Below are 19,149 nucleotides of genomic sequence, written 5' to 3' on the forward strand. Positions count from 1 at the left end.
AAGCTAAGCCCTCCAGCGCCGATGGTACTGCACTCGATAGGGTGTGGGAGAGTAGGACACCGCCGACAATACTCATCAGAAGGGGCCGACCGGGCCCGTCCAACGGGACGGACCGGTCGGCCCCTTTTTTTCGTGCCGCGGACCGGTGCTGCACCGTCCGGCATCGCACGCAGGCGCTCCCGACTGAGCGGTGGCGCCGAGGTCTACGCTGGTAGTTAACCGAGTTGTACGTTTCCAGGAGGTCTGGTGTCCGGGTCCGACGACACACGTGGCGGCGGCGACCGCCGCGGAGCCGATTCCGGCCGTAGCGGCCAGGCCGGCAGGAATGGGTCGGCCGGACGCGGGTTCGGCGGCGCCAAGAACGACCGAGGCCGCGACGGCGGGTCGCGCGGCTCGGCGAACGACCGCGGACGTCAGGGTCGTGGTGGCGGCGATCGGTTCGGGAACAAGGATCGACGGGACGATCGTCGCAGCGGTCCTCGCATCGAGGACCGTCGCGCCGACGGTGGTCACCGCCAGCGAGCGTTCGGCCAAGGTCGCGATGAGCAGACCTGGGGCGGTCCGGGCGGCAAGGACGACTCGAAGTACCGCAACGACGGTAAGGGCCGTTCGGGCGACAAGGGCGGTTTCCGGCGGGACTCGAAGTTCGATGACCGCAAGGGCGGACGTCCCTCCGATCAGCGTCGTGGCGCCCCCCGGGACGACCGGCGCAGCGACGGTGGCCGGGGTACTGGTGGAGGTCCGCGTCGTTTCGATCGGCAGGACGACCGCGGCCGTCGATTCGACCGCGATGACCGTCCGAGCCGGCCGCAGCGCGACGATCGCGGGCGCGACGACCGCAATCGTGGTGAATTCCGCGGTGGTGACCGCAGGGACAAGCCGCGGTTCGATGACCGACGTGACCGGCCCAACTCGAACTTCAAGCGGGACGACCGTCGTCCGGACAACCGGCGCGACGACGATCGGCGCGGTGGTGGCCGTCCGGACGACAACCGGCAAGGCGGCAACCGCTATCAGGGCGGCGGACAGCGCCCCGACGATCGTCGACGGGACGACCGGCCGAGGTCCGACCGTTCGTGGAACGACCGCAAGAACGAGGGTCGCGACCGCAATGACCGCCCCTGGGCGGACAAGCGCCGTGATGATCGTGGCGGGAATCGGCGGTACAACGACGACCGGCGCGACGACCGCGGTGGCCGCCCGGCGAATGACCGCCAGCGCGACGACCGCCGGGGTGGACCTCGGCCGCAAGGCAAGCGCGAGCGCTTCGACAACGACCGTCCGCGCCGTGACGACCGGCAGCGCCCGCCTTCGAACGACCGCGGGCCCGGCGGTCCGCGTCGGGACGATCGCGGGCGCAACCCTCGACAGGGAACGCCGGCGGGCGAAGCCGTAGACACGAGGCCAGTGGAGGCGGCTCCCGAACTGCCGGAGGACGTCGACGCCTCCGAGCTGCACGGTGAGATTCGTCGTGACATGCGTTCGCTGCCAAAGGGGCTCGCGGACAAGGTCGCGGCCCACCTCGTCGCGGCCGGCAAGTTGATGGACACCGACCCGGAACAGGCTTTGGTGCACGCCCGCTACGCCCGGCATCGTGCGTCGCGGATCGGCGCGGCACGCGAAGCGAACGGTCTGTGCGCCTACCAGATGGGCGAGTGGACCGAGGCGCTGTCGGAGCTGCGCGCGGCCCGCCGCATGGGCGGCGGCCCCGGCCACATCGCGATCATGGCGGACTGCGAGCGCGCCCTGGGGCGCCCGGAGCGCGCCCTCGAGCTGAGCCGGAGCGCCGAGGCGGCCGAGCTGGTCGGCGGGGAAGCCGTCGAGCTGCGGATCGTGGCGGCCGGTGCTCGCCGGGACCTCGGTGAAGTCGACGCGTCGGTGGTGAGCCTGCAGATCCCGGAACTCGACCCGAAGCTGCAGGAACCCTGGAGCGCTCGGCTGTTCTACGCGTACGCGGACAACCTGCTCGCGGCCGACCGGGTTCAGGAGTCGTTCACGTGGTTCGTGCACGCGGCCCACGCGGACGACGAGGGTGAGACCGACGCACCGGAACGCTTGGACGAACTGGTCGTCCAGCTCGGCGGTGACGTCGACGCGGAGGAACTCGTGGCAGAGGCCACGGCAGCGGGCTCGGCCGCCGTCGTGGGGGCCGCTGAGACCGACGACGCCGCGGAGGAGTCCGTCGAGGACGACCAGCACCTCGACGCGACGACGGCAGAAGTCGTGGTCGCCGACGCCGAGGTGGACGAGTCCGCGTCGGACGCCGCGATCTCGAAGGACCCCGATGACGAGGCGGCGCAGACCGACCGTGCAGTGAAGGCGAGTGACCCGCGAGGGGACGAATCGCAGTGACCGGCACCTTGCTCGATCACCACGACGTGGTGCTGCTCGATCTCGACGGCACTGTGTACCGCGGTGGGCAGCTCGCTCCCGGCGCTGACGAAGCCATCGCAGAGGTGCGTGCTCGAGGCGTGCTGGTGCGGTACGTGACCAACAACGCCTCGAAGCCGGCGCAGGCCGTGTCCGAGCACTTGAACTCGCTTGGTTTGAGCGCCACCACCGACGAGGTGAGCACCAGTTCGCAAGCGGGTGCGGCACTGCTCGCCGAGCAGTTGCCCGCCGGAGCGAAGGTGCTGGTCGTCGGCTCGGAAGCGTTGGCGGACGAGGTCGCGCAAGTCGGGCTCACCCCGGTCCGGGAGAACGCGGACGAGCCGGTCGCGGTGGTTCAAGGGCATTCACCCGACACCGGCTGGTGGAACCTCGCTGAGGCGTGTCTGGCGATCCGGGACGGAGCGTTGTGGGTCGCGTGCAATGCCGACGCCACTTTGCCGACCGAACGCGGCGAACTGCCGGGCAACGGTTCGATGGTCGCCGCGCTTCGCGCGGCGACCAAGCAGGAGCCGCAGGTCGCGGGCAAACCGGAACGGCCGTTGCTGGCTCGGGCCGTGTCCTCGGCGCAGGCGGGTCGTCCGCTGATGGTGGGCGATCGGCTGGACACCGACATCGGTGGCGCCGTCCGGTCCGGGATGCCATCGCTGATGGTGCTGACCGGCGTCGGTACGGCCGCCGACGTGCTGTTCGCCCTGGTGGGGGAACGTCCGGACCACGTCGCGGACGATCTGCGCGGACTGCACCTCCCCCAAGCGGCCACGGTGATCGGTGAACAGCCGGGTTGGAAGGTTCGCGTCGGCGAAGGGGTGCTGGAGTTGGCGGCGGACTCCGCGCAACCGCAGCCGGACTCCACTGAGGCACGGGCCGCGGCTCTCGGTGCGCTCCGCGCGTTGTGCGCGGCCTGGTGGCCGCTCGGCTCCGGGCCCGTCGAGGTTCGCGCGGAGGATTCCACGTCCGGCGACGCGTTGCGCGAGTTGGACCTGGGCTGAAGCGGCCAGGGTTCGCACACCGGCCGTCCTGGTCGGATAGCGTTGATGTAGTCGTCGTGACACGTCCGGCGACGTGGGCGACAGAAGCGGGAGACGATGACCTCTCCAGGACAGGGCGGTTCTCACGCCCCGAACCCGTCGATGTTGGCGAGACCGTCGGAGGACGGTTCGGCGGCCGAACACGCGATCGGCGAGGCCCTCGCGCGTCTTGACGAGGTGCGAGAACTGCCGGTGGCGGACCACGTCGAACGGTTCGAAGCCGTCCACACGGCGCTGTCGGACGCGTTGAGCAAAGCCGAGAACATGCTGTCCGGCTCGACCGGCGGTGGGTGATCAGGATGCCGCGCAAGGCGCGTTTGGACGCTGAACTCGTACGGCGCGGGCAGGCCCGGTCCCGCGAGCACGCCGCGGAGTTGATCGCCGCGGGCCGGGTGACGGTACGGGGCATGCTCGCCCGCAAATCCGCTACCGCCGTCGAGATCGACGCTCCGGTGGTCGTGACCGAGGACGTCGAAGATCCGCGATGGGCCTCCCGCGGCGCGCACAAGCTGCTGGGCGCGCTGGATGTGTTCGGGGAGGCAGGCCTGTCCGTCGAGGGACGCCGTTGCCTTGATGCCGGCGCGTCGACAGGTGGATTCACCGACGTGCTGCTGCGCCGAGGGGCGCGCGAGGTCGTGGCAGTGGACGTGGGGTACGGCCAGCTGGTGTGGGCGTTGCAGACCGATGAGCGGGTACGGATCCACGATCGTACGAACGTCCGCGCACTCGAACCGGCTGACATCGACGGTCCGGTGGACCTCGTGGTCGCCGATCTGTCGTTCATCTCGCTGAAGCTGGTGCTGCCCGCATTGCTGGCGTGTTCAAGTCCGGGTGCCGACCTGGTTCCGATGGTCAAACCGCAGTTCGAGGTGGGCAAGCAGCGATTGGGCTCCGGCGGTGTGGTGCGCGATCCTGGATTGCGCGCGGAGGCCGTGCTCGACGTCGTGCGCTTCGCCGCAGAGGCCGGGATGGGCCTGCAGGGCGTCGAGGCCAGCCCGCTACCGGGCCCGTCGGGCAACGTCGAGTTCTTCGTCTGGTTGCGGGCGGGGGCGAGCACGGAACCCGCGGTGGCCTCGGAACTCGTCGAGGACGCGGTGCGCCGAGGCCCCCAGACGACGGGGAAGAACGGCGCTGCCGGGGAGACCACCGTCGGAACGACCGAGCACCGACAAGGGAGCCGGAGTTGACCCGAGAGGTGCTGCTGGTGGTCCACACCGGTAAACAGCACAATCTGCGCACGGCGGAGAAGGTCGCCGGGCAGCTGGTCGGAGCCGGGGTGCGCGTTCGGGTGCTGGAGGACGAGGCGCGTGACCTCAGCCCAGGCTGCTACACCCAGGCCGTGTCGTCCGGGCCGCACGCGGCCGCGGGAACGGAGCTGGTGTTCGTCCTCGGCGGGGACGGCACGCTCCTGCGGGCCGCCGAACTCGCCCGGTTGCCCGGAGTCCCGGTTTTCGGGGTCAACCTCGGACGCGTCGGGTTCCTCGCCGGAGCCGACTCCGACGCGCTCGACCAAGCGGTGCTCGCGGTCGTCGAAGGGCGCTACCACGTCGAAGAACGCATGACGATCGACATCACCGCGATGCTCGACGGGCGGGTGCTGGCCACCACGTGGGCGTTGAACGAGGCCAGCGTCGAGAAGAGCAGCAGGGAGCGCATCCTCGACGTGGTCGTCGAGGTCGACGGTCATCCTGTGTCGGCGTTCGGGTGCGACGGAGTGCTGTGCTCGACCCCGACCGGTTCCACCGCATACGCGTTCTCCGCCGGCGGGCCGGTCGTCTGGCCCGAGGTGGAGGCCTTGTTGGTGGTGCCGAGCAACGCGCACGCGTTGTTCGCCCGACCGCTGGTGGTGTCGCGAAATTCGACGGTCGCGTTGGAGATCGACCACGGGGGGCATGACGCGGTGCTGTGCTGCGACGGGCAGCGGCACTTCGACCTGCCCGCGGGCGCCAGGGTCGAGGTCATCGCCGGGGCGAACCCGTTGCGGCTGGTTCGGTTGTACGACACGTCCTTCACCGATCGTCTGGTGCGGAAGTTCGAACTGCCGGTGCAAGGGTGGCGCGGCCCGGCAGCTGACTGACCGGCCACGATCGGCCGGTCGGAGCGTCTGGGGTTCACGTCCCCGCTCGGATCGGCGGCATTGATCGGGCTGGCGGGGCTCGGGCGGTCGGGGCCGACCGCTAGGGTGCTTGATGTGTTGGCTGAGATGCGCATCCAAGGTTTGGGAGTCATCGACGATGCCACGCTGGAGCTGCACCCTGGCCTGACCGTGGTGACCGGTGAGACCGGAGCTGGCAAGACGATGGTGGTCACAGGGCTGCATCTGCTCAGCGGTGGGCGCGCCGATGCTTCGCGAGTCCGATCCGATAGTCCTCGGGCTCTGGTGGAAGGGCGGTTCGAGGTCGCCCCTGAGACGGGGGCGGCGAAAGTCGCCAGGGACGCCGGTGCGGAACCGGACGATGACGGCAGCCTCATCGCGCTGCGCAGCGTGAACAACGATGGTCGTTCCCGCGCGCACTTGGGCGGTCGGGCGGTGCCGAACGCGGTGCTCTCGGAGTTGTCGGAGCAGCTGCTGGCGGTGCACGGGCAGAACGATCAGCTTCGGCTGTTGCGCGCTGGCGAGCAGCGGGCGGTGCTGGACCGGTTCGCCGGACACCCGGTGTCCGACGTGCTCGCCCAGTACCAGCGGGTGCGCGCCGAGTGGGCCGACACGGTGCGGGAACTGACCGAACGCACGGAGCGTGCTCGCGAATGGGCTCGTGAGGCCGAGATGCTCCGGCACGGAGTGGACGAGATCGAGGCCGTCGCCCCCGAGCAGGGGGAGGACACGGCGCTGGTCGATGAGGCGCGACGGCTCTCCGACGTGGACCAGTTGCGCGAGATCGCCGCAGGCGCTCAGCACGCGGTGAGCGGGGCGGCGGACGGCGATCCTGAGTCTCCCGGTGCGATGGGATTGCTCGGTGATGCGCGCCGTCGGCTCGGCGGAGCCGAGGACCCCGTGCTGCGCGAGCTGGACTCGAGGGTCGCTGAGGCCACCGCTGTGCTGGCCGATGTCGGCGCCGAGCTCGGCGGTTACCTGGATCGGTTGGACGCCGATCCCGGGCGGCTGGAGCAGGTGCTGGCTCGGCAGGCCGAGTTGAAGAACTTGACGAAGAAGTACGCCGCCGACGTCGACGGCGTCCTCGCTTGGGCGGCCGACGCGCGTGAACGCCTGGCGGGGATGGACACCTCGGACGAGGCCCTCGCCGCGCTCGCACAGCGCCGGGATGAGCTCGCCGTCGAACTCGCCGAGCACGCCCAGGTGTTGTCCCGGGAACGGCAGGAAGCGGCCGTCGGGCTCGCGGCGGCGGTGTCCGAAGAGCTCACCGGATTGGCCATGGCGCAGGCCCGGTTGGAGGTCGTGGTCGAGCCCAAGGAGACCGACGAGTCCGACTCGTCCGCCCTGCGAGTGGGCGACCGGACCTTGGCCGCGGGCCCGGAAGGGACCGACGAGGTCGAGCTCCGCCTGATCGCGCATTCTGGAGCGCCGTCGCTTCCGATCCACAAGGGAGCCTCGGGCGGTGAGCTCTCGCGGGTGATGCTCGGGCTCGAAGTGGTGCTGGCGGACGCCGACACGGTGCCTACGCTGGTGTTCGACGAGGTCGATGCCGGGGTGGGCGGGCGTGCGGCCGTCGAGATTGGTCGGCGGCTGGCGCGGCTGGCCCGAACCCACCAGGTCGTGGTGGTCACCCACCTCGCCCAGGTCGCCGCGTACGCCGATCGGCACCTGGTGGTCGACAAGGGATCGAACGACACCGGGCTGACCCGTAGCGACGTGCGCACGGTCGCCGACGGGAAGCGGGTGGCCGAGCTGGCCCGGATGCTGGCCGGCTTGGATTCCACGGCGACGGGGCGCGCCCACGCCGAGGAGTTGTTGGCGACCGCCGCCTCCCACAAGTCGATGGCCGAACCCGGCCGCGGGCAGGGCCGTGGCAAGAAGAAGGACGCCGCGGGACGCCACTGACCCTATTGGTCCATTTGGATCAATCAAGATGGGCCGATCGGGCCTACGCGTACGGCGTGGCAGCCTCTCGGGCGGTGATCCCTTTGTCACCATCGGTCCATGAAGCTCAGTGGTCTGCTCGCACGCCAGGAGGAAGTTCGGCCGGGAGTGACCGGAACGGCACGGGTTCCACGTCGTCCCGGCGAGCTGCCGCAGCGGCTCGGTCCCGGTGACATCGTCCTGCTGGATCAGGTCGACCTCGATCGCCGGACGGCGGATGCCTTGGTGGCGGCCGGTGTCGTCGCCGTGGTCAACGCCGCCCCCTCGATCTCGGGCCGGTTTCCCAACTTGGGGCCGGAAGTGCTGTCCGCTGCCGGGGTCACCTTGATCGATCGCGTCGGGAGGGAGCCGATGCGAGTGATCAAAGACGGTGCTCGGCTGCGGTTGTACGAGGGCCGGGTGTACTCCGGTGATCGTGAGCTCGCCCGCGGAGCCGAACAGGACGCCGACTCGATCGCGGATCAGCTGATCGAGGCGAAGGCCGGGATGACCGCGCAGCTCGAAGCGTTCTCGGCCGACACCATCGAGTTCTTGCGCACCGAGCGGATGCTCATCCTCGACGGCGTCGGCGTCCCTGCGGTCACCGTGCCGATCGAGGGGCGTCACGTGCTCGTGCTGGTGCCCGGTTACGGGCACGCCGACGATCTGAAGCGCCTCAAGCGCTACATCAAGCACTACCGGCCGGTGCTGATCGGCGTGGACGCCGGAGCCGACACGCTGCTGCGCGCCGGATACCACCCCGACGTGATCGTCGGCGATCCGTGCGGAATCGCGACCGACACGTTGAAGCGGGCGACGGAAGTGGTCGTGCCGGCCCATCTGGACGGCCATGCGCCGGGGATCGAGCGCATCCAAGATCTCGGCATCGGTGCGCTGACGTTCCCGGCCTCCGGGAACCCGGAGGACCTCGCCTTGCTGATCGCAGATGCTCACAACGCCCGCCTCGTGGTGACGGTCGGGTTCCAGGCGACGTTGCACGAGTTCCTCGATCGCGGTCGGTCCGGCTCGAACCCGTCCACGTTCCTGACGAGGTTGCGGTTGGGCAGCAGGCTCGTCGACGGTGCGGCGGTCGCTTCGTTGCAGCGGGCCGCCGGATCGAACGGTGCGCTCGCCATGCTCCTGGTGGCCGCCCTCGTGGTGTTGGCGGTGGCGTTGGCGGTGTCCGGCTTCGGTACCTCCTTCCTCGCCGTGCTCGTCGACTTCGCGCGTTCCGCGTTCGGCCGGTTGGGGGAGTGGTTCGCATGATCTCGCTGCGGCACCACGTGATCTCGCTGATCGCGGTCCTGCTGGCGCTGGCCGTGGGCATCGTGCTTGGGTCGACGTCGCTGAGCGAACGGCTGCTCTCGCACGTTGGGCAGGAACGCGACTCCCTGGGGCGTCAGGTCGAGGAGTTGGAAGCCGACCGGGCCGCGTTGCGCGGGGAGCTCGACGGTGCGCACCGGTTCAGCGCCGCGACCGCGCCGCTGGCCGTGCAGGGCCGGCTCGCCGACCGCGGCGTCGTTCTCTTCAGCTCCTGGGACGTGCCGGAGCAGGACAGGGCGGCGATGCGCGGGATGGTCGAAGCCTCGGGTGCGCAGGTCACCGGTGAGGTGCGCCTGTCCGAGGCCGTGGCGGATCCGGACCGGTCCGATCAGGTGCGCCGATTGGTGACCCGGCTGCTGCCCGCCGGGGTGCAGCTGCCCACCGCTACCGACGTCGGCACGCTCACCGGTGGGCTGCTCGGGCCGCTGACCTTGGTCGATCAGCGGACGGGCGCACCCCAGGTCTCCCCGGAGGAACGTTCGGCCGCGATCTCCGGACTGACCGAGGGAGGCTTCGCCACCGCGGTGGGCGAGGTGCGTTCCGCGCCGCTCGCGCTCGTGCTCACCGGTCAGGGGTCCGGTGGTGCCGAATCGGCGGGCGCTGCCGATCGGGCGGCGTTCTTCGCCCGCTTCGCGTCCCAGCTGGACCGCTCCGGCGGCGGTGCGGTGCTCGCGGGCGGGCGCGGCTCCGCCGCCGGTGATGGGGCGGTCGGGTTCGCACGGGCCGACACGGCGGTCTCCTCCGCCTTGTCGACGGTGGACAACGCGGACACCCCCCAGGGTGAGGTGGCCGCGGTGCTGGCGCTGCGGGAACAGCTCGACCGCCGGGCCGGGCACTACGGCACGGCCAGCAGCGCCGAGGGCATGGTGCCCGGTACGCGCGACTGAGCGGGTCCGTGCCCGGCCCGGCGGTGTGGCCGCGCCGGGCGGCGCATACGCGAGTGCGCCGCCCGGCTGGGCGGCCCGGCGCACCGGTCGTGTCCGGGGGAGGGGCCGGACGCGAACGGACGGGGCGGCGCCGGGCGGGGATTCGAGGTCCATGCCATCGATGATGTTCGAGAATTATTCGAATCGCGATAATTCGATGGAGTGACATTCCTGGACCGTGCGGCACGGCGTGACCAGACTTGGGTCCATGAGCGAAACGCGATCCACTCAGCACGGCCGTGCCGAGGACTTCGACTCCGGCCGGTCCGAGCAGACCGACGCCAGGGGTGTTCCAGCGGGAATCCGGCGGGGAGACCTCGGCCAGGACCCCGCGAGTCCGCTTGGTCGCGCGTCGGGCAGTCCGATGGTTCGGCGCCACCTGCTCGCCGGGGAGCTGCGGAGGCTGCGGCACGCGGCCCGGCTGACCCACGCCGACATCGCCGCCCGGCTGGACTGGCCGCAGGCGAAGATCAGCAAGATCGAGGGGGCGCGGCAGCACGTCGGGGTCGACGCGGTCATCGCGCTCGCGGACATTTGCCACGCCGCCTCCGAGCATCGAGATCGACTGGTGGCGCTGGCGCACTCCGCTCGGCAGCGCGGGTGGTGGGAGTCCTACCGGGACGTGTTGTCCCCGGATGCGCGGCAGCACATCGGGTTCGAGGCGGAAGCGGCGGCGGTGCAGGTGTTCGCCACCGAGGCGGTGCCAGAGCTGGTGCAGACCGCCGAGTACGCGGCGGCCATCAGGGCGGTACGACTGGCGGACCGGTCCGCGTCGGAGGTCGAGCGGTCGCTCGAAGTGCTCCGCCGTCGGCAGCAGCGGGTGGCGTCCGGCGAGGTCCGGCTCGACTTGACGCTCGCCGAATCATCGCTGCGCCGCGAGGTCGGTGGCCGAGACGTGCTGGAGCGGCAACGTGGCAGGCTGCGGGAGCTGGCGCGGCGGGAGGACGTGACCGTCCGGGTGCTGCCGTTCAGCACGGGAGCGTTGGCGGCCGATGAACCGTTCTCGCTGCTCTCGTTCGACCTGGAGCTGCCCGAAGCGGTGGTGAGCACGTTCGGGTCGAGCACCAGCCTGATCGACGATCCGGCGGCGGTGCAGAACCACCGCGCCCTGTTGCAGAGGCTTCAGGCGACCGCGCTGTCACCCGACGACTCGATTCGCTGGCTCGACGTGGCGGGAACGTCACCGGCGGTCGGGTGACGGGTGAGGCGGGTGGGTGTGCCGGTGACCGGAGTGACGCGTGCACCAACGGCGGTTGACCTGGAGCTCCGCATCGTGTTCCAAGCCATGCGGGTCGCCGTGTACCGGCGGTTCATCGTGCGTTAGGCTGAAATCCCGTGGGAGAGACGGAATCAGCCGTCCTGCCAGCGCAGATTCACTAGCCCGGCGACGGCTTGACCACGGGGAGCCTTCTTGGTGCCGCAAGCACGCACGATCAAGCACGTGTTCGTCACGGGAGGTGTCGCCTCCTCACTCGGCAAAGGCCTGACCGCGTCGAGTCTCGGCGAACTCCTGACCTCCCGCGGCCTGCGGGTGACGATGCAGAAGCTCGATCCTTACCTCAACGTCGACCCTGGAACGATGAACCCGTTCCAGCACGGCGAGGTCTTCGTCACCGAGGACGGGGCGGAAACCGACCTCGACATCGGACATTACGAACGGTTCCTTGACCGGGACCTCACCAAGAACGCGAACGTGACGACCGGCCAGGTCTACTCGGCGGTCATCGCGAAAGAACGCCGCGGCGAATACTTGGGCGACACGGTCCAGGTCATCCCGCACATCACCGACCAGATCATCGCGCGCATCCGCGCGATGTCCGAGCCGGACGAGGACGGCCGGACGCCGGACGTGGTCATCACCGAGGTCGGTGGCACGGTCGGCGACATCGAATCCCTGCCGTTCCTGGAGGCCTGCCGCCAGATGCGGCACGACGTCGGCCGGGACAACTGCTTCTTCCTGCACGTGTCGCTGGTGCCGTACCTGGCTCCGTCGGGCGAGCTGAAGACGAAGCCCACCCAGCACTCGGTGGCCGCGCTGCGCAACATCGGCATCCAGCCCGATGCGCTGGTGTGCCGTGCCGACCGGGACCTCCCCGAGGACCTCAAGCGCAAGATCGCGCTGATGTGCGACGTGGACTCCGATGGGGTCGTCGCCTGCCCGGACGCCCCGTCGATCTACGACATCCCGCGGGTGCTGCACGGCGAAGGGCTGGACGCCTACCTGGTCCGGCGCCTCGGGCTGCCGTTCCGGGACGTCGACTGGACGGTGTGGGGCGACCTGCTGGACCGGGTGCACAAGCCGACCGAGCGAGTGCGGATCGCACTGGTCGGCAAGTACGTGGACCTGCCCGATGCCTACCTGTCGGTCACCGAGGCGTTGCGCGCCGGTGGCTTCGCGCATCGCGCGAAGGTCGAGATCGCGTGGGTCCCGTCCGACGAATGCGAGACGGACGCGGGTGCCGCGCACGCTCTCGCCGGCATGGACGGCGTCCTGATCCCCGGTGGCTTCGGGGTCCGCGGGATCGAAGGGAAGCTGGGAGCGATCCGGTACACCCGCACCCACGGCATCCCGACTCTCGGCCTCTGCCTGGGCCTGCAGTGCATGGTGATCGAGGTGGCCCGCTCGCTGGCCGAGCTCAAGCGGGCGAACTCGGCGGAGTTCGAGGAACCCTGCCAGCACCCGGTGATCAGCACCATGGCGGACCAGCGCGACGTGCTCTCGGGAGACCGGGACATGGGCGGCACGATGCGGCTCGGTTCGTACCCGGCGAAGCTGGTCGAAGGTTCGGTGGTCGCCGAGGCGTACGGCACGACCGAGGTCGCTGAGCGGCACCGGCACCGTTACGAGGTGAACAACGCCTACCGGGACCGGCTGGCCAAGGCGGGCCTGGTGTTCTCGGGCACCTCGCCCGACGACCGCTTGGTCGAGTTCGTGGAGCTCTCCACCGAACAGCACCCGTTCTTCGTCGGAACGCAGGCGCACCCCGAGCTCAAGAGCCGCCCGACCCGTCCGCATCCGCTGTTCGCCGCCTTCGTCCGGGCCGCCGTCGACTACCGCGCGGCGGAGCGGCTCCCGGTCGAGTTGACGGACAACGTGCAGGCAGGGGTCTGACCTCCACCCGTAGGGTGGCGCCGTGAGCGCAGACAGCACGAACGACGGCGAGATCGAACGGACCGACGGCACGCATCGGTTCGCCACCGTGGCGTCCCAGGACGTCTACGTGGGGAAGATCCTGGCGTTGCGGGCCGACGAGGTCGCGATGCCAGGTGGTGGTCAGGCCCGCCGCGAGGTCGTCGAACACCTCGGCGCCGTGTCCGTGGTCGCGCTCGACGCGGACGATCAGGTGGTCCTGATCCACCAGTACCGCTATCCGGTGGGGCGGCGGCTCTGGGAGCTCCCCGCGGGCCTGCTCGACATCGCAGGTGAGGACCCGCTGCGGACGGCGCAGCGGGAACTCCTAGAAGAAGTCGGGCTGGCCGCGGGGACTTGGTCGGTGCTGGCCGACATCGCCTCATCGCCGGGGTTCACCGATCAGAGCGAGCGCGTGTTCTTGGCGCGCGAGCTCACCGATGTGGGTCGACCGGCGGCCACCGGTGACGAAGAGGCCGACCTGGTGATCCGCCGGTTCCCGTTCGACGAGGCGCTGCGCATGGTCTTCGCCGGGGAGATCGTGAACGCTCCCGCGGTCGCAGGTCTGCTCGCGGCGCACGCGGTGCGGTCCGGTGCCGGCGAGGCGCGGCCCGCTTCCGCGCAGTGGATCGACCGGCCGCGCCGGATGAGCTCCCGGCTGCACGGGTAACGGCGTCGTCGCGGGGACGACGCACCCGTATCGGCGGCGCGGTCCGCCGCTAGGGGCAACGCCCTGCACCGGCAGCGTGCACGCCTGGTCAGGAGGACAGGGCGCGTCCGTGCGCGTCGGTGCTCTCGGTGCTCAGGAGGACGATTCCGTCGACCACGCACCAGATCACCGCAGCGACGGAACCGACGCCGCAGGTGATCATCCCGCCCAGGAAGAACAGCAGCAGCTGGGCCACCGCGATACCGGTGTGGCCGGTGTAGAACCTGCCGATTCCGAACGGAAGCAGGATCTGCAGGAGTCCCGCGGCGAGCCGTGACTTGTCGGACCTCGTCCGGTTCTCGAACGGGTGCGGTGGCATCCCGTACGGCATCGGCGCGAGGCTCATCGGCTGCGGGATCTGCGCGAAACCGATCGGTGGTCGTGGTGCGGGCAGGTCGCTGAACAGCGCCATCAGGTCGTCGCGGGTGACGGATCCTGTCGCGCGGTCGACGCGTTCCTCGTATTCGGTCAGGGACAGCCTGCTCAAGGCGTAGTGCTCGCCGAGCGCCTGGATCGCTTGCGCGCGTTCGTGATCGCCGATGCGCATCCGGCCGGGATCGTGCGGGGAGCTCACCTTGATCAGAATAGACGAGCAGAGGGATTCTGCGGTGAACGGCCGAACGAAGATGCATTCGTTCGGCGCAATGGTTCCTCCGCCGTTCCCCTGCCCGAGGTACGCAATGATCGAGGTTGTTCGGAATTGGGCACGATGGCGGGTGGCCGGAGGTCCGGCGGCGTGGCGTCCTAAGCTGCGACCTGTTCGTTTCGCGCAGAGGAGTCCGGCAGTGAAAGCCTTCGAGGATCTTCCCGAGGCATTGCGCTCCGCGTGCGCCGGATTCCTGGACCACTTGGCCGTGGAACGTGGAAGCGCGCGCAGCACCCTGGACTCCTACTCGCGGGATCTGCGCCGGTACGGCCTGCACGTGGCGGAGGCCGGCGCGCGGACCTTGCGCGACGTCGACGCGCGGCACCTGGCCTCGTTCGCCGCGGAATTGCGCGAAGGACGTGGCGAACACGTCCCGCTCGCACCGTCTTCGGCGGCACGAGCGCTGGTCGCGGTGCGCGGGCTGCACCGGTTCGCCCACGCCGAAGGGTGGGTTGAAGTGGACGTGGCGCGGGAGGTCTCGCCGCCCAGTCCTGCCCGGCGGTTGCCCAAGGCGCTGCCGGTGGACGACGTGCTCCGGCTGCTCGACGGCGCCGACGGGCGGGATGTCCGCGGCCTGCGGGACCGCGCACTGCTGGAGTTGCTGTACTCCTCGGGCGCTCGCATCTCGGAAGCCGTGGGCCTCGACGTCGACGACGTCGACTCGGGTGAGCGCACGGTGCTGCTCAACGGTAAGGGCGGGCGGCAGCGGCTGGTGCCGATCGGACGCCCGGCGCTGGAAGCGCTGGACGCGTACCTGGTTCGGGCCCGCCCGGTGCTGGCGGCGCGGGGCAGAGGTGCTTCGGCGGTCTTCCTGAATTCGCACGGCAGCAGGTTGTCGAGGCAGAGCGCGTGGAACGCGTTGAAATCCGCGGCGGGCCGAGCCGGGATCAGCAGTGCCGTGTCGCCGCACGTGCTCCGCCATTCGTTCGCCACGCATCTGCTGGAGGGCGGCGCGGACGTGCGGGTGGTGCAGGAATTGCTGGGCCACGCCTCGGTCACCACTACGCAGGTGTACACGCTGGTGACGGTGAACACGCTGCGCGAGGTGTACGCGACCGCCCATCCGCGGGCGCTGCGGCGCGATACTTGAACTCGATGGAGTGGGGTGGCACGCATTTCGCTGGGACTCGGCGAGGCGCGTTGCCGCAGGTAGTGAATGCCACTTAGGCTGCGGTCGATCGGTATGATCGTCACCGGCAGACAAGGAGTCCTAGCGCCATGTCGACACCGCAGCCCTCCGCCGAAGGGCGGTCCCGGGGCGCGGTCGACCTGAGCATCGCCCCGCACAAGCCGTCGGCTTCGGGCGGTGAAGCCGAATTGTCACCCGACGGGAACGTCGGCCCGACCGGCAGGCCGCGCAGGCACGTCCCGGAGCCGCCGCTGCTGGATCGGCACGGTCCCGCCTCGGTGCTCGCCATGTGCAACCAGAAAGGCGGCGTCGGCAAGACGACGTCGACGATCAACCTGGGTGCCGCGCTCGCCGAGTACGGGCGGCGGGTGCTGCTGGTGGACTTCGACCCGCAGGGTGCGCTCTCGGTCGGCCTGGGAGTGCAGCCGCACCAGCTGGACCAGACGATCTACAACGTGATCATGGAGCGGGCGGTGGACGTCCGCGACGTCGTGATGTCCACGACGGTCGAGGGCATGGACCTGCTGCCGAGCAACATCGACCTGTCCGCCGCCGAGGTGCAGCTGGTCGCCGAGGTCGGTCGCGAGCAGACGCTGCAGCGCGTGCTGTTCCCGGCGATGAAGGAGTACGACTTCATCCTGGTCGACTGCCAGCCGTCGCTGGGCCTGCTGACGGTGAACGCGCTCGCCGCCGCCGACGGCGTGATCATTCCGCTGGAGTGCGAGTTCTTCAGCCTCCGCGGGGTCGCCCTGCTGATCGACACGATCGAGAAGGTGCAGGAACGGCTGAACCCGAAGCTCGAGATCAGCGGCATCCTGGCGACGATGTTCGACCCGCGCACCTTGCACTCGCGCGAGGTGATGGCCCGGGTGGTGGAGGCGTTCGGCGATGTCGTGTTCGACAGCGTGATCAACCGGACGGTGCGGTTCCCGGAGACCACGGTGGCGGGTGAGCCGATCACCAGGTGGGCGCCGCGGTCGGCGGGGGCGCAGGCCTACCGCTCGCTGGCTCGTGAGGTGATCGCGCGGTGATCGTTCCCGTGCGGCTGGGCGCAGGGGAGGGCGTGTGAGGCGTCGTGCCGAGTTGCCCGGTGCATCCGAGCTGTTCCGGACGACGGTGCGCACGCCGGAGGCGCCGGCCGAGCACCGCGCCGCCCCCGAGGCGCCCGCCGGTGGGCGGCAGGACAGGTCGGGGTCGGGGCGTCGCAAGCACGATGCGAAAATCACCGTGTACGTCTCCGATGAGGAGTTGCTGGCGTTGGAACAGGCCCGGCTCGCCCTGCGCGCTGAGCACGGTATCGCGGTGGATCGCGGCAGGGTCGTGCGTGAAGGGGTGGCGATGCTGCTCGCTGATCTTGATGCGCGTGGCGCGGATTCGGTGCTGGTGCGCAGGCTGCTGGCGGAGTCCGGCGAGTGACCGATTCCGTCACCGGCGGGGTCGAAGCCGATCCGGTGCAGGACCAGGTCGATGCCGCCGCGCCAGACGCCGCGCCCGTTCCCGCCGCTGCGCAGGAGCAGGCGCAGTCCTCGGGGCGCTTCACGGTGCGGCTGGACAACTTCGAGGGTCCGTTCGACCTGCTGCTGCAGCTGATCTCCCAGCACCGGATGGACGTCACCGAGGTCGCGCTGCACAAGGTGACCGATGAGTTCATCGCCTACACCAAGGCCTTAGGGGAGCACTGGAACCTCGACGAGACCACCGAGTTCCTGGTCGTCGCGGCGACGTTGCTGGACCTGAAGGCCGCGCGGTTGCTCCCTGCCGCGGAGGTGGAGGACGAAGACGACCTGGCCTTGCTGGAGGCGCGCGACCTGCTGTTCGCGCGGTTGTTGCAGTACCGGGCGTACAAGCAGGTCGCGGCGTTGTTCGGCGAGCTGGAGGCGGGGGCGCTGCGGCGGTATCCGCGGTCGGTGGCGCTGGAACCGCGGTTCGAGGGGCTGTTGCCCGAGGTGATGATCGGGGTCGGCCCGCAGCGGCTGGCGGAGATCGCCGCTGCGGTCTTCCGGCCGAAACCGCCGCCTTCGGTGTCGCTGGACCACATCCACCAGCACCAGGTGTCGGTGCGGGAACACGCGGCGATGTTGCGGGTGCGGCTGGCCGAGCTGGGCGCCGCGGACTTCTCGACGCTGGTGGAGGACTGCGAGCACACGGTGGAGATCGTGGCTCGTTTCCTGGCGTTGCTGGAGTTGTTCCGGGAGAAGGTGCTCGCCTTCGAGCAGGAGGACCCGCTAGGGGATCTGCTGGTGCGGTGGGTCGGCGGCAGCCTGGAGGAGGCGCGGGCGACGGCCGAGGCGGACCGGCGGAGCGCGCACGACGAGGAATACGGGTGAAGGCAGTGAACGACGACGCTTCCGGCGCGGAGCCCCAGGTCGAGCAGGAACGGATCGCGGAAGACCTCGCCGACTCCGGTGCCACCGTGCCCGGCGCGGCTGAGCAGGCGACCCCGGATCCCGCGGCTGAGGCGGCCGAGCAGCCTCGCGCGGATGCGTCGGGTGCCCCGGTGTCGCGCACGCCGCCGGACCTGACCGCGGACGAGGCCTTGGACTCGGCGTTGGAGGCGCTGCTGCTCGTGGTCGACGTTCCGGCGGGGGAGGAGCTGCTGGCGGACACCCTGGAGCAGCCGGTCGCCCGGATCCGCACCGCGCTGCAGCGGTTGGCGCAGGGCTACGAGGAGTCCGAGCGGGGCATCGACCTGCGCCGAGTCGGCGAGGGCTGGCGCTTCTACACCCGCGAGACCTACGCGCCGTACGTCGAGCGGTACCTGCTCGACGGGCAGCGGGCGAAGCTGACCAGGGCGGCCTTGGAGACGCTCGCGGTGATCTCGTACCGGCAGCCGGTGACGCGTGCGAGGGTGGCGGCGGTACGCGGTGTCAACGTCGACGGCGTCATCCGTACCCTGGTGGGGCGCGGCCTTGTCGAGGAGGCCGGTACCGACCCGGAGACCGGCGGGTTCCTGTACTGCACGACGGAGCTGTTCTTGGAACGGCTCGGACTGTCGTCGCTGAAGGATCTTCCGCCGCTGGCTCCCTTGTTGCCTGAAGTGGATACGATCGACGATGTCTGAACACCGTGCCCCGGCTTCTTCGTCCGCTGCGGATTCGCAGCCGGAGGGCATCCGGCTGCAGAAGGTGCTGTCCCGTGCGGGGGTGGCTTCGCGTCGCGCCGCGGAGGGCATGATCACCCAAGGTCGCATCGAGGTGGACGGCGAGGTCGTCACCGAGCTCGGACGCCGGGTGGACCCGCAGACGTCGGTGATCCACGTGGACGGTTCCAGAGTGGTCGTCAACGAGGACGTGCAGCACCTGCTGCTGAACAAGCCGCAGGGCATCCTGTGCTCCATGTCCGATGACCAGGGGCGTCCCTGCATCGGTGATTACCTGCGGGAGCGCGACGGCAAGCTGTTCCACGTCGGGCGGCTGGACGTCGACACCGAGGGCCTGCTGCTGATCACGAACGACGGCGAGCTGGCACACCGGCTGATGCACCCGTCGTACCAGGTGCTCAAGACGTACCTGGCGGAGGTGCCGGGGCCGATCGCGAAGGACCTGGGCAAGCAGCTGCGCTCCGGGGTGCAGCTCGACGACGGTCCGGTGAAGGTCGACAAGTTCCGGCTGGTCGACGTCAACGAGGGCCGTGCGCTGGTCGAGGTCGTCCTGCACGAGGGGCGCAAGCACGTGGTGCGGCGAATGCTGGAGCAGGTCGGTCACCCGGTGCGGCGCCTGGTGCGCACCGCGATCGACGAGGTGAAGCTGACCAGCGAGCGTCCTGGCGCGATCCGCAGGCTGGACCGCAAGGAGATCGGCGCGCTCTACCGGGCCGTCGGCATGTGATCTTCGGAAGTGATTCGGTTCG

At 70.1% G+C, this 19,149-nt stretch carries 19 protein-coding genes; 17 read left to right on the top strand and 2 right to left on the bottom strand.

Features of this window, described 5'->3' with window-relative positions; translation table 11 throughout:
* Positions 1–75: 75 nt before the first annotated feature.
* Positions 76–1,458: a hypothetical protein gene (locus OOZ19_RS22350; RefSeq protein ID WP_266092107.1), complete on the bottom strand. Its 1,383-nt coding sequence runs from the start codon at positions 1,456–1,458 to the stop codon at positions 76–78.
* An 18-nt stretch (positions 1,459–1,476) separates the two neighbouring features.
* Here OOZ19_RS22350 and OOZ19_RS22355 point away from each other — a divergent pair, with 18 nt between their 5' ends.
* From OOZ19_RS22355 to OOZ19_RS22405, 11 genes are all read left to right on the top strand, one after another.
* A complete protein-coding gene (locus OOZ19_RS22355) occupies positions 1,477–2,352 on the top strand; it encodes a hypothetical protein (protein ID WP_266092108.1) in 876 nt (291 codons plus the stop codon).
* On the top strand, positions 2,349–3,380 hold the full coding sequence (locus OOZ19_RS22360) for an HAD-IIA family hydrolase (protein ID WP_266092109.1): 1,032 nt from the start codon (positions 2,349–2,351) through the stop codon (positions 3,378–3,380). Before OOZ19_RS22355 ends, OOZ19_RS22360 begins: the two co-directional genes overlap by 4 nt.
* A 96-nt stretch (positions 3,381–3,476) precedes the next feature.
* Positions 3,477–3,713 (top strand): hypothetical protein, encoded by a 237-nt coding sequence (locus OOZ19_RS22365; protein WP_323055170.1) that lies wholly within the window; start codon positions 3,477–3,479, stop codon positions 3,711–3,713.
* A gap of 5 nt (positions 3,714–3,718) precedes the next feature.
* Entirely contained in the window at positions 3,719–4,606 is an 888-nt protein-coding gene (locus OOZ19_RS22370; RefSeq protein WP_266092110.1) for a TlyA family RNA methyltransferase, read from the top strand.
* A complete protein-coding gene (locus OOZ19_RS22375; protein ID WP_266092111.1) occupies positions 4,603–5,496 on the top strand; it encodes an NAD kinase in 894 nt (297 codons plus the stop codon). The genes OOZ19_RS22370 and OOZ19_RS22375 overlap by 4 nt, the downstream gene beginning before the upstream one ends.
* Before the next feature lie 114 nt (positions 5,497–5,610).
* Positions 5,611–7,419: a DNA repair protein RecN gene (recN, locus tag OOZ19_RS22380; protein ID WP_266092112.1), complete on the top strand. Its 1,809-nt coding sequence runs from the start codon at positions 5,611–5,613 to the stop codon at positions 7,417–7,419.
* A gap of 99 nt (positions 7,420–7,518) precedes the next feature.
* Positions 7,519–8,703 (top strand): putative cytokinetic ring protein SteA, encoded by a 1,185-nt coding sequence (steA, locus tag OOZ19_RS22385; protein ID WP_266092113.1) that lies wholly within the window; start codon positions 7,519–7,521, stop codon positions 8,701–8,703.
* Entirely contained in the window at positions 8,700–9,647 is a 948-nt protein-coding gene (locus OOZ19_RS22390; protein ID WP_266092114.1) for a copper transporter, read from the top strand. The genes steA and OOZ19_RS22390 overlap by 4 nt, the downstream gene beginning before the upstream one ends.
* Before the next feature lie 247 nt (positions 9,648–9,894).
* Positions 9,895–10,884 carry a helix-turn-helix domain-containing protein gene (locus tag OOZ19_RS22395; RefSeq protein ID WP_266092115.1) on the top strand — a complete coding sequence of 330 codons (990 nt, stop codon included), beginning with the start codon at positions 9,895–9,897 and terminating at the stop codon, positions 10,882–10,884.
* 216 nt (positions 10,885–11,100) lie between these two features.
* Entirely contained in the window at positions 11,101–12,798 is a 1,698-nt protein-coding gene (pyrG, locus tag OOZ19_RS22400; RefSeq protein WP_416309482.1) for a CTP synthase, read from the top strand.
* A 22-nt stretch (positions 12,799–12,820) separates the two neighbouring features.
* Positions 12,821–13,486: an NUDIX domain-containing protein gene (locus OOZ19_RS22405; protein WP_416309483.1), complete on the top strand. Its 666-nt coding sequence runs from the start codon at positions 12,821–12,823 to the stop codon at positions 13,484–13,486.
* Between the two features lie 88 nt (positions 13,487–13,574).
* Here the strand turns inward: OOZ19_RS22405 and OOZ19_RS22410 are convergent, their stop codons facing one another.
* The gene (locus tag OOZ19_RS22410) at positions 13,575–14,099 is read right to left on the bottom strand and encodes a DUF1707 domain-containing protein (protein ID WP_266092116.1); all 525 of its coding nucleotides are present in this window, start codon (positions 14,097–14,099) and stop codon (positions 13,575–13,577) included.
* Positions 14,100–14,310: 211 nt separating this feature from the next.
* Between OOZ19_RS22410 and xerD the strand changes: the two genes are divergently transcribed.
* The 6 genes from xerD to OOZ19_RS22440 all read left to right on the top strand — a co-directional run bounded on the left by xerD (position 14,311) and on the right by OOZ19_RS22440 (position 19,127).
* The gene (gene xerD / locus OOZ19_RS22415; protein ID WP_266092117.1) at positions 14,311–15,261 is read left to right on the top strand and encodes a site-specific tyrosine recombinase XerD; all 951 of its coding nucleotides are present in this window, start codon (positions 14,311–14,313) and stop codon (positions 15,259–15,261) included.
* Between the two features lie 128 nt (positions 15,262–15,389).
* Positions 15,390–16,331 (top strand): ParA family protein, encoded by a 942-nt coding sequence (locus OOZ19_RS22420; RefSeq protein ID WP_266092118.1) that lies wholly within the window; start codon positions 15,390–15,392, stop codon positions 16,329–16,331.
* A 34-nt stretch (positions 16,332–16,365) separates the two neighbouring features.
* Positions 16,366–16,716, top strand: coding sequence for a hypothetical protein (locus OOZ19_RS22425; protein ID WP_266092119.1), 351 nt, complete (start codon positions 16,366–16,368; stop codon positions 16,714–16,716).
* 35 nt (positions 16,717–16,751) lie between these two features.
* The gene (locus tag OOZ19_RS22430) at positions 16,752–17,627 is read left to right on the top strand and encodes a segregation and condensation protein A (RefSeq protein ID WP_416309485.1); all 876 of its coding nucleotides are present in this window, start codon (positions 16,752–16,754) and stop codon (positions 17,625–17,627) included.
* Positions 17,624–18,361: an SMC-Scp complex subunit ScpB gene (gene scpB, locus OOZ19_RS22435; RefSeq protein WP_266092121.1), complete on the top strand. Its 738-nt coding sequence runs from the start codon at positions 17,624–17,626 to the stop codon at positions 18,359–18,361. The genes OOZ19_RS22430 and scpB overlap by 4 nt, the downstream gene beginning before the upstream one ends.
* On the top strand, positions 18,354–19,127 hold the full coding sequence (locus OOZ19_RS22440; protein WP_266092122.1) for a pseudouridine synthase: 774 nt from the start codon (positions 18,354–18,356) through the stop codon (positions 19,125–19,127). The genes scpB and OOZ19_RS22440 overlap by 8 nt, the downstream gene beginning before the upstream one ends.
* Positions 19,128–19,149: the final 22 nt, after the last annotated feature.

It is taken from the genome of Saccharopolyspora sp. NFXS83 (assembly GCF_026241095.1).
Classification (GTDB): domain Bacteria; phylum Actinomycetota; class Actinomycetes; order Mycobacteriales; family Pseudonocardiaceae; genus Saccharopolyspora_C.

What these genes read in the sequence shown, in the direction of transcription:
- OOZ19_RS22390 (WP_266092114.1), top strand. Translation starts at nt 8,700, where the DNA reads ATGATCTCGCTGCGGCACCACGTGATCTCGCTGATCGCGGTCCTGCTG.
- OOZ19_RS22440 (WP_266092122.1), top strand. Translation starts at nt 18,354, where the DNA reads ATGTCTGAACACCGTGCCCCGGCTTCTTCGTCCGCTGCGGATTCGCAG.
- OOZ19_RS22355 (WP_266092108.1), top strand. Translation starts at nt 1,477, where the DNA reads ATGCGTTCGCTGCCAAAGGGGCTCGCGGACAAGGTCGCGGCCCACCTC.
- OOZ19_RS22365 (WP_323055170.1), top strand. Translation starts at nt 3,477, where the DNA reads ATGACCTCTCCAGGACAGGGCGGTTCTCACGCCCCGAACCCGTCGATG.
- OOZ19_RS22420 (WP_266092118.1), top strand. Translation starts at nt 15,390, where the DNA reads ATGTCGACACCGCAGCCCTCCGCCGAAGGGCGGTCCCGGGGCGCGGTC.
- OOZ19_RS22395 (WP_266092115.1), top strand. Translation starts at nt 9,895, where the DNA reads ATGAGCGAAACGCGATCCACTCAGCACGGCCGTGCCGAGGACTTCGAC.
- steA (WP_266092113.1), top strand. Translation starts at nt 7,519, where the DNA reads ATGAAGCTCAGTGGTCTGCTCGCACGCCAGGAGGAAGTTCGGCCGGGA.
- OOZ19_RS22370 (WP_266092110.1), top strand. Translation starts at nt 3,719, where the DNA reads ATGCCGCGCAAGGCGCGTTTGGACGCTGAACTCGTACGGCGCGGGCAG.